The organism is Sphingopyxis sp. YR583 (assembly GCF_900108295.1).
Lineage (GTDB): Bacteria > Pseudomonadota > Alphaproteobacteria > Sphingomonadales > Sphingomonadaceae > Sphingopyxis.
Map to the genome: position 1 here is coordinate 173,821 of NZ_FNWK01000002.1, position 16,103 is coordinate 189,923.

The window sequence follows — 16,103 nt, forward strand, 5'->3', positions numbered from 1 at the left end:
GTGATTCAGGCGATCGTTTTCCTGCCGCTGCTGGCGGCAATCATCGCAGGCCTCGGTCAGCGTGTGATCGGCAATGTGCCGTCCAAAATCATCACTACGGGCGCGCTGTTCACCAGCTGCGCCCTGAGCTGGCCGATCTTCCTGTCCTTCGTGACGGGCAGCGGCGAGGCGACGGTGACCCCGGTGCTCCACTGGGTTCAGTCGGGCGCGCTTCAGTTCGACTGGGAATTGCGCGTCGACACGTTGACCGCGGTGATGCTGGTCGTCATCACGACCGTTTCGGCGCTCGTCCATCTGTATAGCTGGGGCTATATGGAGGAAGACCCGGACCAGCCGCGCTTCTTCGCTTACCTCTCGCTCTTCACCTTCGCGATGCTGATGCTCGTGACCGCGAACAATCTCGTGCAGATGTTCTTCGGTTGGGAGGGTGTCGGTCTCGCATCCTATCTGCTCATCGGTTTCTGGTACAAAAAGCCGAGCGCCAATGCCGCAGCGATCAAGGCTTTCGTGGTCAACCGCGTCGGCGACCTTGGCTTCATGCTCGGCATCTTCGGCACGTTCCTTGTGTTTGGCACCGTCTCGATCCCCGAGATTCTGGCGGCCGCGCCGGGCATGGCGGGTTCGACGATCAGCTTCATGGGCATGCGTCTCGACACGATGACGATCCTCTGCCTGCTGCTGTTCATCGGCGCGATGGGCAAGTCGGCGCAGCTTGGCCTGCACACCTGGCTTCCCGACGCGATGGAAGGCCCGACCCCGGTGTCGGCGCTGATCCATGCCGCGACGATGGTCACCGCGGGCGTCTTCATGGTCTGCCGCCTGTCGCCGATGTTCGAGACCGCGCCGGTTGCGCAGGGCGTCGTGATGTTCGTCGGCGCCGCAACCTGCTTCTTCGCCGCGACCGTCGCGACGACGCAGTGGGACATCAAGCGCGTCATCGCCTATTCGACCTGTTCGCAGCTCGGCTACATGTTCTTCGCCGCGGGTGCGGGCGCTTATGGCGCTGCGATGTTCCACCTGTTCACGCACGCCTTCTTCAAGGCTTTGCTGTTCCTCGGCGCCGGTTCGGTGATCCATGCGATGCACCATGAACAGGATATGCGTTATTATGGCGCGCTGCGGAAATCGATCCCGCTCACCTATTGGGCGATGATGCTCGGCACGCTGGCGATCACCGGCGTCGGCATCGCGGGCGTTGCGGGCTTTGCAGGCTTCTATTCGAAGGACGGCATCCTCGAGGCGGCTTATGCGAGCGGCGGCGGCGGTATCATCGCGTTCTGGGTCGGCATTTTCGTCGCCTTCCTCACCAGCTTCTATTCGTGGCGCCTCGTGTTCCTGACCTTCTATGGCAAGGCGCGCTGGGAACAGAGCGAGCATATCCAGCACGCGGTCCATGACGATCACGGCCACGGCCATGACGATCATGCGCACGCTGCGCACGACGACCATCACCACGACGCACACCATGGCGCTTCTGGGGACGGCACCGCGGGTTATCACCCGCACGAAAGTCCGATCACCATGCTGATCCCGCTGGTCGTGCTGTCGATCGGTGCGGTGTTCGCGGGTATCGCGTTCCACCACCAGTTCATCTACCCCGAAGAGGGCATGGCGTTCTGGAAGGGTAGCCTCGCGTTCGACGAGCATCTGATGCACGCCGCGCATGAAGTCCCGCTGTGGGTGAAATGGACGCCGTTCACGGTGATGGCGATTGGTCTGTTCCTCGCGTGGAACAGCTACATCCGCAACACCACCTTGCCGGCGCGCTTCGTGGCGCAGTTCAAGCTGCTTCACCAGTTCCTGTACAAAAAATGGTATTTCGACGAGCTCTACAACATCCTTTTCGTGAAGCCCGCCTTCGCGATCGGCCGCTTCTTCTGGAAGCGCGGGGATGAAGGCACCATCGACCGCTTCGGTCCCGATGGCGCCGCCGCGCTCGTCGCTGGGGGGACCCGTCTCGCGGTCCGGCTGCAATCGGGTTATGTTTATGGATATGCGTTTGTGATGCTGCTCGGTCTTGTCGGCCTCGCCAGCTGGGCCATGGTGAATTTCCTGTGAGCAGCTTTCCGATCCTTTCGTTGATGCTGGCGGTCCCCGCGATCGCCGCCATCGCTTGCCTGTTCGTCGGCGACAAGATGTCGCGCTTCGTTGCGCTGGGCGCGACGCTCGCGACCTTCGTTCTCGGCTGCATCCTCTGGGCAAACTTCGACATCGGCGGCGCGCAGTGGCAGTTCACCGAACGCGCCGACCTGTTCGGCCGCTTCCAGTGGGCGCTCGGCATCGACGGTATGGCGCTGATGCTGATCATGCTCAGCGTCTTCCTGATGCCGCTCTGCATCCTCGCGAGCTGGGACGCGATCAAAGAGCGCGTCGGCCTCTACATGGCGATGTTCCTGATCATGGAAGTCGTGATGATCGGCGTCTTCATGGCGCAGGATTTGCTGCTATTTTACATCTTCTTCGAAGCCGGCCTGATCCCGATGTATTTCATCATCGGCATCTGGGGCGGGGCGAACCGCAAATATGCGGCGTTCAAATTCTTCCTCTACACGCTGCTTGGATCGGTGCTGATGCTGATCGCGATGATCGCGATGATTGCGGAAGCCGGCACGACCGATATCCCGACGCTGCTGAACTATAATTTCCCGCCTGCCATGCAGACGTGGCTGTGGCTCGCCTTCTTCGCCAGCCTTGCGGTCAAGATGCCGATGTGGCCCGTCCACACCTGGCTTCCCGACGCGCACGTGCAGGCGCCGACCGCGGGTTCGATGATCCTGGCGGGCGTGCTGCTGAAGCTAGGTTCGTATGGCTTCCTGCGCTTCATGATGCCGATGTTCCCCGACGCCTCGGCGCAGCTGATGTGGATCGTCTTTGCGCTGTCGATGATCGCGGTGGTCTACACCAGCCTCGTCGCGCTGGTGCAGAGCGACATGAAGAAGCTGATCGCTTACTCGTCGGTCGCGCATATGGCGATCGTCACGGCGGGCCTCTTCGCTTTCAACCAGCAGGGGATCGAAGGCGCGCTGATCATCATGCTTAGCCATGGTGTCGTGTCGGCTGCACTCTTCTTCTGCGTCGGCGTGATCTATGATCGGCTGCACACGCGCGAGATCGACCGTTACGGCGGCCTTGCGGTGAATATGCCGGCCTATGCGATCTTCTTCATGCTGTTCACCATGGCGTCGATCGGTCTGCCGGGTACCAGCGGCTTCGTTGGCGAATTCCTGAGCCTCGCGGGCATCTATGAAGCCTCGAGCTGGGTCGCCTTCGTGTGCACCACCGGGATCATCCTCGGCGCGGCATATATGCTTTATCTTTACCGCCGCGTCGTGTTCGGCGAACTGACCAAGGACGATGTGAAGGCAATGCCTGACCTCAATGCACGCGAATGGACGATCATGGTGCCGCTGGCTGCCGTGGCGCTGTGGATGGGGGTCTATCCCGAAAGCTTCCTCGCGCCGATGCGCGGCGACGTGACGACGGTCGTTGCCCGTCTTGCTCCGGCGAAGCCCGCGGGTGACGCGCATCTTGCCGCTGGCAAGCCGAAGCCCGCCAAGGCGCACGGTGAAACCGCCCACGGATCGAGCCATGCAGGAGGCGTCCAATGACCGCCGACCTGATGCTCATCTGGCCCGAACTGATCCTGACGATCGGCGGGCTCGTCACGCTGATGCTCGGCACCTTCTTCGGTGACCGGAATGTTGGCCTCTATCAGCTAAGCTCGCTCCTCACGCTCGCCGCCGCGGCGGCTGCGGTCGTCGCGCTGTTCGGCATCGAAACGACGGTCTTCTCGGGCACGCTCTCGGTCGACAGCTTCGGCGGCTTTGCCAAGCTCCTGATCTATGCCGCGAGCTTCGTTTGCATCGTCATCGCGCCGCGCTTCTTCAATGGCGGAATGCGTGCCGAATATCCGACGCTGATCCTGTTCGCGGCGCTCGGCATGGGCATCATGGCCTCGTCGCGCGACCTGATGACGCTCTATGTCGGGCTCGAGCTCAACAGCCTTGCGGCCTATGTGCTCGCCAGCTTCATGCGCACCGACGAGCGGTCGAGCGAAGCGGGCCTCAAATATTTCGTCCTCGGCGCGCTCGCGTCGGGCATGCTGCTCTATGGCATTTCGCTGCTCTATGGCTTCACCGGTACGACCGATTTCGCCGGCATTGCAAAGGTGCTCGGTGGAGAGCTGAACATCGGACTGATCTTCGGCATCGTGTTCGTGCTCGCGGGCATCGGCTTCAAGATCAGCGCCGTGCCGTTCCACATGTGGACCCCCGACGTCTATGAAGGCGCACCGACCCCGGTGACGACCTTCTTTGCCACCGCCCCGAAAGTCGCGGCGATGGCGTTGATGACGCGCGTCGTGATCGACGCGATGGGCCCCGCGGTCGGCGCATGGCAGCAGATCGTGATCTTCCTGTCGCTCGCTTCGATCATCCTCGGTGCGGTCGGCGCGATCGGGCAGAAGAATATCAAGCGCCTGCTGGCCTATTCGTCGATCAACAATGTCGGCTTCATGCTCGTCGGCCTTGCTGCCGGAACGCAGCAGGGGGTCGAGGGCGTGCTGACCTATCTGCTCGTCTATATGCTGACGACGCTCGGCGCCTTCCTCGTCGTGATCCAGCTTCGCGATGAGGCGGGCAATCAGGTCGAGAGCATTCCTGCGCTTGCCGGCCTTTCGCAGCGTCGCCCGGGACTCGCCGCAGCAATGGCGGTGTTCCTGTTCAGCCTTGCCGGCATCCCGCCGCTCTTCGGCTTCTGGCCGAAGTATCTGGTGTTCGAGGCTGCGGTGAACGCGAACCTCGTGCCGCTGGCGGTCGCGGGTATCGTCGCCTCGGTGATCGGCGCTTTCTATTATATCGCGATCATCAAGACGATGTACTTCGACGACAAGTCGGACACCGAATTTCCGAAGGGTGGCGGCGCGATCGTCGAGGATGCGGTGATTACGGCGAGCGCGCTCTGGCTCTCGGTCATCGGCTATCTCTTCATTCCCGTGCTGGCGGTCCTTTCGGCCAGCGCCGCGGCGGTGCTGTTCTGATACCGCCCATCGAGCGGATCGCGCAGACAGGTTCGACCAACGCCGACCTGCTGGCGCGGCTGGCAGGCGGTGAGCATGTCGGCGAAGGCCATTGGCTGGTCGCTGACCGCCAGACCGCCGGACGCGGCCGCTTAGGTCGCGGCTGGAACGACGGGCAGGGCAATTTCATGGGCTCGACCGTCGTTCATCTGACGATCGGCGATCCGTCGCCGGCAACGCTGGCGCTCGTCGCCGGGGTCGCGCTGGCGAAGACCGTCGACGCGCTTGCGCCGGGCATCCATGCGCAGCTCAAATGGCCGAACGACCTGTTAATCGACGGTGCCAAATGCGCTGGCATTTTGATGGAACGGACGGGAAATTCGGTGGTGATCGGCATCGGGGTCAACCTGACCGCTGCGCCCGAACTGCCTGACCGCCCGACCGCGACGCTTGCCGCTAACGGCGCCGCCATCGACCGCGATCATTTCGCCAATGCGCTGGGCATCGCGATGATCGATGCACTGTGGACCTGGCGGCAGGAAGGCGTGGCGAGCATCGTCCGCGCATGGACTCCGCAAGCCCACCCCGTCGGTACGCCGCTGCGCGTGTCCGAACAGGGCATCGACGGCTTCTTCGACGGGCTTGCCGAGGATGGTGCGCTGCGCTTGCGCCGCGAGGGCGGCGAGACCATGTTGGTCCATGCGGGAGACGTCGAGTTACGGCGCCCCGTGGAGGGGAATTGAGATGCTGCTCGCGATCGATGTCGGCAACACCAACGCCAAATTCGCGCTGTTTCGCGACGCCGAACTGCTTGCTCGCTGGCGCATCGCGACCGACGATCGCCGCACCGCCGATGAATATATGGTCTGGCTCGACCAGCTGATGCGGATCGAGGGCCATGACCGGAACGATGTCGAAGCCGTCATCATCTCGACCGTCGTGCCGCGCGCGCTCCACAATCTCCAATTGCTCGCGGTCAAATACTTCGGCGTCGATGCGCTGGTTGCGGGGCGCGAGCCGGTGACGTGGGGCATCGCGCTCAAGGTCGACGAGCCGCAGTCGGTCGGCGCCGACCGTGCGGTCAACGCGATATCGGCGCAGGCGGTCGAGCCCGGCAAGGACAAGCTGGTCATCAGCTTCGGCACCGCGACGACGCTTGACCATATCGGGCCCGAGGGTGCCTATCTGGGCGGTATCATCGCGCCCGGGGTCAATCTGTCGCTCGAGGCGCTCGTCGCCGCCGCCGCGAAACTGCCGCGCATCGCAATCGAAGCCCCGGCAACGAGCAGCGTTATCGGACGGACGACCGAAAGCCAGATGCTGATCGGCGTCTATTGGGGCTATGTCTCGATGATGGAGGGCCTGATCGCACGCATGAAGGCCGAAATCGGCAAGCCGCTCACCGTCATCGCTACGGGCGGCCTCGCGACACTTTTTCAGGAACAGGCGCACCTGTTCGACCGTATCGAGCCCGACCTGACGCTGAACGGGCTGATGCATCTTTATAATCAACGAAAGCCAACGACATGACGACTCCGGGCAAGGAGCTGCTTTTCCTCGCATTGGGCGGATCGGGCGAGATCGGCATGAACGCCAATCTCTATGGCTGCGACGGCAAATGGATCATGGCCGACCTTGGCGTCACCTTTGGCAGCCACGATTATCCGGGCATCGACATCGTCATGCCCGATCTCGAATTCATCGAAGATCGCAAAAAGGATCTGCTCGGCATCATCCTTACGCATGGGCATGAGGATCATATCGGGGCGCTGCCTTATCTCGCCGCCGACCTTGGCGTGCCGCTCTACGCCAACCGTTTCACCGCGGGGCTGATCGCGCACAAGCTCGCCGAAGAGGGGCTGGAAAACGACGTTGACCTGAAGGTCGTCGACATCGACGACAGTTTCCAGCTTGGGCCCTTCGGTATCCGCCTGATTCCGCTCGCGCATTCGATCCTCGAAATGAGCGCCGTGGTGATCGATACGCCTTATGGCCGCGTGTTCCACACCGGCGACTGGAAACTCGACGACGAACCGATCCTTGGCGTTCCAGCAACCGCCGCCGCGCTGACCGCAATCGGCGACGAGGGCGTGGATGTTCTCGTCTGCGATTCGACCAACGCGTTCAACCCCGAGGCATCGGGCAGCGAAGGCGGCCTCCGCAAAGGGCTGGAGCAGGCGGTCGGCGCGGCGAAGGGCAGGGTGGTCGTCACGACCTTCGCGTCGAACGCCGCGCGGCTTGCGACGCTGGGCGCGGTGGCGAAGGCGACGGGGCGCACGCTCTGCGTCGCGGGCCGCTCGCTCGACCGTATTCTCGGCGTTGCGCGTTCGGTCGGCTATCTCAAGGACTTCCCGCCAACGGTCGATTTTGACGAGGCGATGCGGCTGCCCCGCGACAAGGTTATGGTGATCGCGACGGGCGGGCAGGGTGAACCGCGCGCCGCGCTTGCGCGCATGGCGGCCGACATCCATCAGATCAAGCTCGAAGCAGGCGACACTGTCGTCTTCTCGTCGAAGCAGATCCCGGGCAACGAGGTCGCGATCGGACGGATCATGAACCAGCTCGCGGCGAAAGACGTGCTGACGGTCACCGAGAAACAGGCGCATATTCACGTCAGCGGGCATCCGGGACAGCCCGAACTCGCGGCGCTCTATGGCTGGCTGCGTCCGAAACTGGTCCTGCCGGTGCATGGCGAGATCCGCCACATGCACGAACAGGCGCGCTTCGCGCTCGAAACGGGCGTGCCGGACGCCTTGGTGCAGGAAAATGGCGATCTTGTTCGCCTGTCGCCGGGCGCGCCCCGGATCATCGAGCGCGTCCGCGCTGGCCGCCTGATCCTCGACGGCGATGTCATCCTTCCCGCTGATGGCGAGACGATCAACGAACGGCGCAAACTCTCGCTTCACGGCCACATCACCGTCGCGGCGATCTTTTCCGGCAAGCGCTTCGTGGAAAGCGCGATCAGCTATCGCGGCGTGCCGGTCGAGGATGAGCGCGAAGCCTTTATCGACGAGATGCGCGAAGCCGCCGAGCAGGCGGCAACAGGCCCCGCACGCGACGAGGAAAAGCTGCGCGAGGCGATCCGCCTTGGCGTGCGCCGCATCGCGACCGACTGGACAGGCAAGAAACCCGTCGTCGACGTCATGCTTGTCGATATCTGAGCCGGGAGCACTGCGATGAAATGGACTTCGGCGCTCGCCATCTATCTGCTCTTCTGGGCGTTCAGCGCCTTTTTCGTGCTGCCTTTCCATGGCCGACGCGCGAGCGATGACGCGACGCCGCTGGTCAAAGGGCAGGAACCGGGGGCACCGGCAAGTTTCCGGCCCGGACGCATCCTGTTGCAGATGACGATCGCCGCGACGATCGCCTTCGGGCTCTATTATACCGCCTATGTGAATGGCTGGGCCGATCCCGACGTCCTGACCGGACGGGCTTGAGCCAGCCGCGATATTGTCGTTCCGATATGTCTGCGCTGGGGTGGGGAAGCTGAATGGCTGCAATCGGCGATTATAGTGTCCAACCAGACGCCGCTGCGAAATAGTTTAAGGCTGGAGCGCTTTTAGAGCCTGAATAATATCGCTCGACGGCGTCTTTTCAGCATCCTTTGTATTCAGCAAAATTGCCGCTGCTTCTCGTGCGAATAGGTCTTCGGGATCGGCGCGCAGCATATCGATAATGAACTTTGTTGCGCGGTTGTCTCGGCGACGCCCCAAGCCAATCGCGGCTTCGTAGCGCACATCGGGATCCCCGTCGGCCAAGTTGTTGGCTAGCACATCCCGTATCTCATTTGAATCCTCCTCGCTCAATTGACCTAGTCCAAACGTCGCCCAATCGCGGACTTCGTCGTCTCTGTCATCCGATAGCGTTAATAGTGCCGAAATCGCAGGCGGAGTCTCCACCCCTCCCAAAGCGACGGCTACGGCATACCGAACTTTCGTATCTGCATGTTCCGCATAAGGCAGGACAAATGGCGCCGCTTGTTCGCGGTCTAGGTGCTGGAGGCCCATGATGGCTGCGGAAGTCACGTCAACGTCTTTATCCGAAAGCAATCTGAGCAGATTGTCGAAACACTGATCCGGGAACGTCCGGTCCGGAATGCCGAGTTGCCCGAGGATGTCTGCGGCCCGTGCCCGCTCTTTTGCATCGCTCGATCGGGAGAGAATGATGCTCCTCTCCAGAACTTCTTCGGTGCCGCGCCAGTGAAGAGCGGTCACGGCATCCCATGCCGCATCCCCCTCAAATCTCAAAGCGACCCGGAATAGATCATCGGTCGAGCGTGCGTCGTTGACTAGATCGGTCATCCGGACAGGTACTCATAACAAGGCAGGGCAGCAATGGCCGGTAGCGGGGATCAACTATTGAGCCACTTCATGACCGGCATCGGTCGTGAGCCGCCATGTCGACACGCTATCCGGTCTGATTAATTCCGCAGCCGGTCGATAGCCTGCGCCAGCGCGACATAGAGCTTACCGATATCGGACGAGAGCAAGGTCACGCTGATCGCCGATCCGTCGCGCGCACCGATCAGCACGCGCAGCATGGCTTCGAAGTCGTGGATGAACTGGTTCACCGACGCGTGGAAGCCGTCGTCGGCCTGATAAAGCCGCAGGATTTCCTTCGCCTCGCTATTCTCGATCAGCTTGACGGCGCGGCGCGCGAATACGCCGCGATCGCCCTTCAGATAGGCGTCCCAGGCGGTGTCGCTGACTTCGCTCGACAGGATCTTGGTCACGTCGATCGCGGTCGATTTCAGCGACTCTGTCAGCAGGCCGACCTGTTTCGCGAGCGAATCGCGATCGGACGCCGCGATCGCCTGTTCGGCTTCGCTGACGCGCTGTTCGACGCTCGCGCTGGTGTCCATGATCGTGATCAGCTGGCGCATCAACCGGTCGGCGGCACCATTGGCAGCGGCGACCGCGCGGGCCGAAGCGTCCTCGATCGCGGTCAGTTGCGCCATGACCTCGTTCTTGAAGGCCGCGTTGATGGCGTCGGTGGCGGTTGCCTGCATCGTCTCGCGGGCGCTCGTCACCAGTTTTTCGAGCGTCAGCCGGGCCTCGTTGGCCGCAGAATCGGCGGTGGCGCGAACCTCGCCCAAGGTTGCGATCATACGCGCGCCGCCCTGTTCGGCGAATTCGTCGGCGCCGTCGCGCAGCTTGGCAAGCGCCGCCTCGGCATCGGTGAGCGCGCCATTGATCCGGTCGACAAGTTCCTGCTGGCTCGTCGCATGGCCCGCCATCTGCTCCTCATTCGCCTTGAGCGTCGATTGCACGGCATTGACGTGCGACACCGTCGATTGCGCGACAAGTTCCGAGGCGTCGAGGAGGGGGCGCAGTTGCGACAACGCCGTCTGCGTCGTCTTGCCGTGCAGGGTGATGCGGTCGAGCGCATGCGGAAGCGTCTCGTCGAGTTCGCGGGTGACGGCATCGAGCGCGAGCAGCAGCGATTCGGCGTGGGTGATCAGCTGGTGTGCCGAAGCGTTGCCGCTCTGCACCTCTTGCATGAAGGCGGCGAGCTGCCCCTTGGTATCGTCGATCGCACGGCCGATCACGCCGGTGCTGGCGCTGACGCTGACGTCGAGAACCTCAAGCTGCTGCCCGACCTCGGCGACATGGGCGGTGATGCGCGACGCAAGGGCGTCGCTGGCGTCGGCGTGGGCGGTGAGTTGTGCGCCCATCGCATCGCCGGCATCGCGCGCGACCGCGAGCTTCGCATCCATCAGCGCGCCGGCATCGTCGACGCCTTCGCGGAACCGTCGCCAGCTTTGATCCATCCGCTCGGTTATCGTGGTGACGGTCGAGGCCATGTCGTCGCGCGCCGAAGCCGCGGTCTGCGTCATTCGCGCAAGGGCCAGGTTCTGGGCGTCGACAACCTGGGCGGACGTGGCGAGCAGGTCGGTTTCGGTTTCTTTCGTCTGTTCCTGCAGCGCGACGATGGCTTCGAGCATCGTCGCGGTCGACTCGGTGCCCGTCTGCGCGGCCTTTGCCGCTTCTTCGCCGAGAGCGGCAAGCTTGGCTTCGAGATTCGCGCCCTGTTGATGTGCGACCAGCCCGGCCTCGCGGAAATTGACCGCAAGTCGCTGCGCGACATCGTCGATCCGCGGCAAGCCGGCGAGAAGCCCATCCATCCGCTGCAATGCGACATCGCCCGAGCGCGCGAGTTGGTCATGCGCATTGGCGATGACCGAGGCGTTGCTAGCAAGCTTGTCGCTGCTCTCATTGAGGCGCAGGACGGTGTCGAGACCGAGTTGCTGGACGATCTTCGCCTGATCGCCCAGTTGCTTCTGCGCGTCGGCAAGATGAAGCCCGAGCGAGTGCATCGACTGGTTGAGCGCCATATTCTCTTCGCGAAGCGCGGTCGCGACGCGCGCGAAACGCGCCTGTTCGGACCGCCCAGAACGGAGCAGGATCATCCACAGCACGGCCAGCAAAGTCAGCGGCATCGCGATCGTTGCGACGAGCGTCGGCCAGGTGGACAGGGCAAGGCCGCGGGTAAATCCGTCCGTTGCTACGAACAGCGCGAACGCCATCCAGCCGATCGCAAGAAGAATGAGCGATGCAGGAGCGATACGGTCACGCCATGCCGATGCTCCGTCGACATTTCCTGTGTCGGCGAGGTCGGGATCGACGAGGGCGGACGTGTCGAGCCAATTCTGGTCGGGCGAAGTCTCTGCTTCGGGCGTGCGCACGGTTTCGGGCGCCTCCATTGCTGCCGGCTCCGCGCTGTCCGCTTCCTGGTTCGCCGCGGAATTCCGCCACAAACCGACGATTTTCTTTTCCCCCGTCATTCCGCCATCTTAGCATCAAATGGCCGCCATGAAACGGAAACTTAACTACAGGATGCCAATCCTGTGGAATGTCTTTCGACAGTGGACCCCTCGACCGATATCTCAGCGCGGCGTTCGGTGACGACCCCGTGATGGCGATGGACTTGCGCAGCGCCTTCACCGGCAGCGCGCGCGACCTGTCCGATCTGATGCGCCGATCGCGTTGCGACGCGAACTGGGAAATGGCGGCAATCCGCCTCAAAAGCCTTGCCGCAACCTTTGGTATCATCCCGCTGATCCAGCTTGCCGATGAGGCAATCGAGGGCGCGCCGGGGGATCCCGCCGTGTTGCGCCAGATCAATCAGGCGATCGACGCGATCGCCTGACGGCCGCTCGGGCCGCCGGTTTGCCGACCGGCAGAACGGGTTCAATTTCCGTTCAGCCGATTCCCTCCATTGAAATATCGATACCGGCTGTCTTGCCTTGGCAACGCGACGGGTTTAGCCGCGTTAACGACGCGCGGCCGAACCTGCATGCTTGGGCGAAGGCGGCCGAGTTCAAAGGAGAGATTTCGATGTTCACCCGTTTCCGCTCGATGCCCGCAACGGCGATGGCCGCCGTGCTGGGTTGCGCGCTGATGGCGACTGCGGCGCCGGCTGCTGCCCAGAAAAAGGAAAAGCCCAAAAAGGAAGAGGCTGCGAAGGGCAAGGATCTGACCGCGAGCAAGGGATTCGCTCCCGCTTTGAAAAAGATGACCGATGCGAACAAGGCCAAGGACGCGGCGACGCTACAGGCAGCTTTGGGCGAAGGTCAGGCGAGCGCGACGACGCCCGACGACAAATATCTCGTCGGATTCTATCAGCTCCAGCTTGGTATCCTGAACAAGGATCAGGCGCTTCAGGGGCTGGGGCTCGATGCGATGCTCGATTCGGGCCTGACCCCGCCTGAAAATCTGGCGGTCTACAACTTCTTCTCAGGCAATTTTGCATACTCCGCAAAGGATTATCCGAAGGCGATCAAACGCCTTGAGGCGGCGCGGGCAGCCGGATCGACCGAAGCGAATATGCCCGTCCTGCTGATGGACAGCTATTTGAGTTCGGGACAGGTCGATCAAGGCATCGCGACGGCAAAAGCGGCGATCGATGCGAGCCGCGCTGCCGGACAGCGCCCGTCGGACGAGCTGTATGTGCGTCCGATCCGGGCATTGCAGGCCGCAAAGCGGAACGACGAGATGCTGGCCCTGATGACGCTGCGTCTGCGCGACTATGGCCAGCCGCAGGTCTGGCGCCAGACCTTGTTCTCGGTCCTTCAGGTTTCGCCGCCTGCAGGAACGCCGAAGGAACAGGAATCGTTCACGCTCGATGTGATGCGCCTGATGCGTGCTGCGGGCGCGATGACGGAACGCCTCGAATATGACGAATATAGCGCGCTTGCGGCCAGCGACGGCCTGCCCGGCGAAGCGGTCGCGGTGATTCAGGAAGGCGAGCGGAAGAAGGCCTTCCCCGCAACGGATGCCAAATTGGCCGCCCGTCGCGACGACCAGAAGGCGCGTGCCGGCAACGAAGGGTCGACCATCGTGGCCTATTCGAAACAGGCTTCGACGCTCGCCAATCCCAAGACGGCAGGCGCGACCGCCGATGCGCTTGTCGGTTATGGGCATTATACCGATGCGATTCCGCTCTATCAGGCCGCGGCCAAGGGCGCTGCCGACAAGGATATGTGGACGTACCGCCTCGGCGTTGCGCAGGCCTTGTCGGGTGACAATGCGGCGGCGAAGGCGAGCTTCGGTCAGGTGACGGGTACGCGCAAGCGGCTGGCCGACCTGTGGGTGGTCAAGCTCGATACACCCGCGTCGGCTCCGGCGGCCGCCCCGGCCGCTCCCGCGACCAACTGATCGCGCGGATCGCAAACGAAAAAGGGCGCCATCCCGCGAGGGGTGGCGCCCTTTTCTATGTCCGTCCCAAATTCTCAGAGTTCGACTGGAATTCCGGCCAATTGCTTTGCGGTCCGGATCGTCAGCGACGTCTTCACGCTCGTGACGTTGGGCGCCGATGTCAGATGTGCGGTGAGGAAGGACTGAAAGCTCTGCAAATCGCGCGCGACGACCTTGAGCAAAAAGTCGATCTCGCCGTTCAGCATGTAGCATTCGCGCACTTCGGCCAGCCCGCCGACATAGTCCTCGAACGCCTTCAAATCCGATTCGGCCTGACTGCGCAGGCTGACCATCGCAAAGACGGTAATGCCATAGCCGAGCTTCGATGCGTCGAGGTCAGCGTGATAAGACCGGATCACCCCCGATTCTTCGAGCGCGCGGACTCGGCGGAGGCATGGAGGAGCCGTCAGTCCCACCATCTGTGCCAGTTCGACATTCGTCATCCGCCCGTTTTTTTGCAGCTCGCCCAATATCTGCAAATCAATCTGATCGAATTTCTGACTAGCCATCGTTGAAACATCCGTTTTCCAAAACTGTGGAGACCATAATAATATTTCAGGCGATTGCAATTGTCCCACAATGCGACGCGGAAGGTTAAGGCACTTTCATGACCGGGTGATTCACGCTAGCCGGTAAGCATATGCTAACCAACGACCGAGGGTGTGGGGCTCAATTCGCGTGACTGCTGACTCGATGATTGCGACCATCTTGCGCCAGGCGCCTGCGGATCGCCGTGCGAGTATCACGGCGTGGCGGCAACTCTCCGATATTCTGGCGCAGCGCGGCAATCAACTGGATGATGACGATATTCGTCGCAGCCTGCATGCGCTCGCGGTGTTGAGACCGCGCATTCCCGAAGCCGTGCGGCGCGACTGCGCGCGGGCGATCGCGCGTCATGGGCGTTTCGCCCCGCTCGTCGCGCTTTATGCCAATGATGTTCCGGCGGTGTCGGCAACGATGCTGCGCGACGCGCGCCTTGCCGAAGCCGACTGGCTGGCGGTGCTGCCGGCGACGAACGCGATGGCGCGATCGGTATTAGCTAGCCGCTCCGATCTTCCGGGCGGCGTATATCGCGCCCTTGCCAGCCTTGGCGCGGCATCGGTGGCTTTGCCGCAGCCGCAGATCCCGGCGGCCGACGAGGTGACACTCCCGCCGAAATCGACCTCCGAGCCCGCGACCGAGAGCCATCCCAGCCAGATCAGCGAACTTGTTCGCCGGATCGACAAATATCAATCGACACGCACGCAGCCCGCTCACTCGCTGACGCCGCGGGCGGCTTTCCTGTTCGAAACGGGCCCCGACGGCGTGATCCACTGGGCCGAAGGCGTGACGCGCGGCGCGGTGATCGGCCTGTCGATCGCCGATGCGGCTTTTGGCGGCGAGCCCGGGACCGATGGCGTCGCTGCGGGCGCTTTTCGCCAACGGGCCGAAATCATCAACGCGCGCATGCTTCTGGAAGGGACGCCCGCCGATGCCGGCGAATGGCGCTTTTCCGCATTGCCCTGGTTCGACCCGGCGACGGGACAGTTTCGCGGCTATCGCGCGAGCGCGCGGCGCCCGCACCGCAACGAAACGCCCTATGGGCGACCCGCAGCGGAAGATTCGGGCGATTCGATCCGCCAGTTGATCCACGAACTTCGCAGCCCGTTGAACGCTATTTCCGGTTTTGCGCAGATCATCTCGGGACAGATGTTCGGGCCGGTCAGTCATAATTACCGGGCGATGGCCGAAAAGATCGTGGCCGATGCCGCGTCCGTGCAAGCGATCATCGACGACCTGGAAACCGCGGCGCGAAGCGGATCGGACAATATTGACGTATCGCCCGAAGGGGTCGTCGATATCGATGCGATCGTAAAGCAGGTGGAAGGCGATCTCGCGTCGCTCCTCGTCGATCAGCGCGTCGACCTCAGTATCTCGCGGGTCGGAGGGCCGTTCTTCGGCCCTGCTAGCGATGCCAATGTGCGGCGCATGGTCGGCCGCTTGCTCACGGCATTGGTCGATGTATCCGAACCGGGGGCAATCCTTGTCGGGCAATTGGTGCTGGAATCGCCGCACGACGATATGCTCCAGTTGCGGATCGTGCGCCCCGCGACGATCCGCTTCGCGACGGCAGCCGATCTGCTCGATCCGGGGTTCAGTCCCGAAGGCGAAGCTCCCGGCGCCGCCGTACTCAGCCTCGGTTTCTCGCTCCGCCTTGTCGACAGCCTCGCGCGGGCGAGCGGTGGACGCCTCGATATCGGGCATAACGCCTTGACCTTGCACCTGCCCTCCGCCAACTCAAAGGCCGAAGTCGAGCTGGAAGCCCAGCAAGGCGAATAGGCCGCCGGTCGGCTGGCCTTCGGGGCAAAGGGACGCATGGTGCAGCCTGCGGGGAATTTTTTTGCATATCC

Annotated in this window: 13 protein-coding genes; 10 read left to right on the top strand and 3 right to left on the bottom strand. The window is 62.8% G+C overall.

Going from position 1 to position 16,103, the window contains the following annotated elements; translation table 11 throughout:
- Genes nuoL through BLW56_RS12865 form a run of 7 tightly spaced genes read left to right on the top strand, consistent with a single transcriptional unit; the run spans position 1 to position 8,454 of the window.
- Positions 1-2,058, top strand: a complete 2,058-nt coding sequence (gene nuoL, locus BLW56_RS12835; RefSeq protein ID WP_093511089.1) for an NADH-quinone oxidoreductase subunit L — start codon at positions 1-3, stop codon at positions 2,056-2,058.
- On the top strand, positions 2,055-3,608 hold the full coding sequence (locus BLW56_RS12840; protein ID WP_093511090.1) for an NADH-quinone oxidoreductase subunit M: 1,554 nt from the start codon (positions 2,055-2,057) through the stop codon (positions 3,606-3,608). The genes nuoL and BLW56_RS12840 overlap by 4 nt, the downstream gene beginning before the upstream one ends.
- Positions 3,605-5,038: an NADH-quinone oxidoreductase subunit NuoN gene (nuoN, locus tag BLW56_RS12845; RefSeq protein WP_093511091.1), complete on the top strand. Its 1,434-nt coding sequence runs from the start codon at positions 3,605-3,607 to the stop codon at positions 5,036-5,038. The genes BLW56_RS12840 and nuoN overlap by 4 nt, the downstream gene beginning before the upstream one ends.
- A gap of 17 nt (positions 5,039-5,055) precedes the next feature.
- On the top strand, positions 5,056-5,760 hold the full coding sequence (locus tag BLW56_RS12850) for a biotin--[acetyl-CoA-carboxylase] ligase (RefSeq protein WP_371262248.1): 705 nt from the start codon (positions 5,056-5,058) through the stop codon (positions 5,758-5,760).
- A 1-nt stretch (position 5,761) separates the two neighbouring features.
- On the top strand, positions 5,762-6,547 hold the full coding sequence (locus tag BLW56_RS12855; RefSeq protein ID WP_093511093.1) for a type III pantothenate kinase: 786 nt from the start codon (positions 5,762-5,764) through the stop codon (positions 6,545-6,547).
- Positions 6,544-8,178, top strand: a complete 1,635-nt coding sequence (locus BLW56_RS12860; protein WP_093511094.1) for a ribonuclease J — start codon at positions 6,544-6,546, stop codon at positions 8,176-8,178. Before BLW56_RS12855 ends, BLW56_RS12860 begins: the two co-directional genes overlap by 4 nt.
- Before the next feature lie 15 nt (positions 8,179-8,193).
- Positions 8,194-8,454 carry a DUF1467 family protein gene (locus BLW56_RS12865; RefSeq protein ID WP_093511095.1) on the top strand — a complete coding sequence of 87 codons (261 nt, stop codon included), beginning with the start codon at positions 8,194-8,196 and terminating at the stop codon, positions 8,452-8,454.
- Between the two features lie 105 nt (positions 8,455-8,559).
- Here the strand turns inward: BLW56_RS12865 and BLW56_RS12870 are convergent, their stop codons facing one another.
- Both BLW56_RS12870 and BLW56_RS12875 read right to left on the bottom strand, forming a co-directional pair.
- On the bottom strand, positions 8,560-9,318 hold the full coding sequence (locus tag BLW56_RS12870) for a HEAT repeat domain-containing protein (RefSeq protein WP_093511096.1): 759 nt from the start codon (positions 9,316-9,318) through the stop codon (positions 8,560-8,562).
- Positions 9,319-9,437: 119 nt separating this feature from the next.
- Complete coding sequence (locus BLW56_RS12875; protein ID WP_256203453.1) at positions 9,438-11,720, bottom strand: hypothetical protein; 2,283 nt, start codon at positions 11,718-11,720, stop codon at positions 9,438-9,440.
- A 149-nt stretch (positions 11,721-11,869) separates the two neighbouring features.
- Here BLW56_RS12875 and BLW56_RS12880 point away from each other — a divergent pair, with 149 nt between their 5' ends.
- Entirely contained in the window at positions 11,870-12,166 is a 297-nt protein-coding gene (locus tag BLW56_RS12880; protein ID WP_093511098.1) for an Hpt domain-containing protein, read from the top strand.
- 188 nt (positions 12,167-12,354) lie between these two features.
- Positions 12,355-13,674: a hypothetical protein gene (locus BLW56_RS12885; RefSeq protein WP_093511587.1), complete on the top strand. Its 1,320-nt coding sequence runs from the start codon at positions 12,355-12,357 to the stop codon at positions 13,672-13,674.
- Positions 13,675-13,748: 74 nt separating this feature from the next.
- On the opposite strand, the gene BLW56_RS12890 is transcribed toward BLW56_RS12885, so the two are convergent.
- Positions 13,749-14,222, bottom strand: a complete 474-nt coding sequence (locus BLW56_RS12890) for an Lrp/AsnC family transcriptional regulator (RefSeq protein WP_093511099.1) — start codon at positions 14,220-14,222, stop codon at positions 13,749-13,751.
- Between the two features lie 184 nt (positions 14,223-14,406).
- On the opposite strand from BLW56_RS12890, the gene BLW56_RS12895 reads away from it, so the two are divergent.
- Entirely contained in the window at positions 14,407-16,032 is a 1,626-nt protein-coding gene (locus BLW56_RS12895; RefSeq protein ID WP_093511100.1) for a histidine kinase dimerization/phospho-acceptor domain-containing protein, read from the top strand.
- Positions 16,033-16,103: the final 71 nt, after the last annotated feature.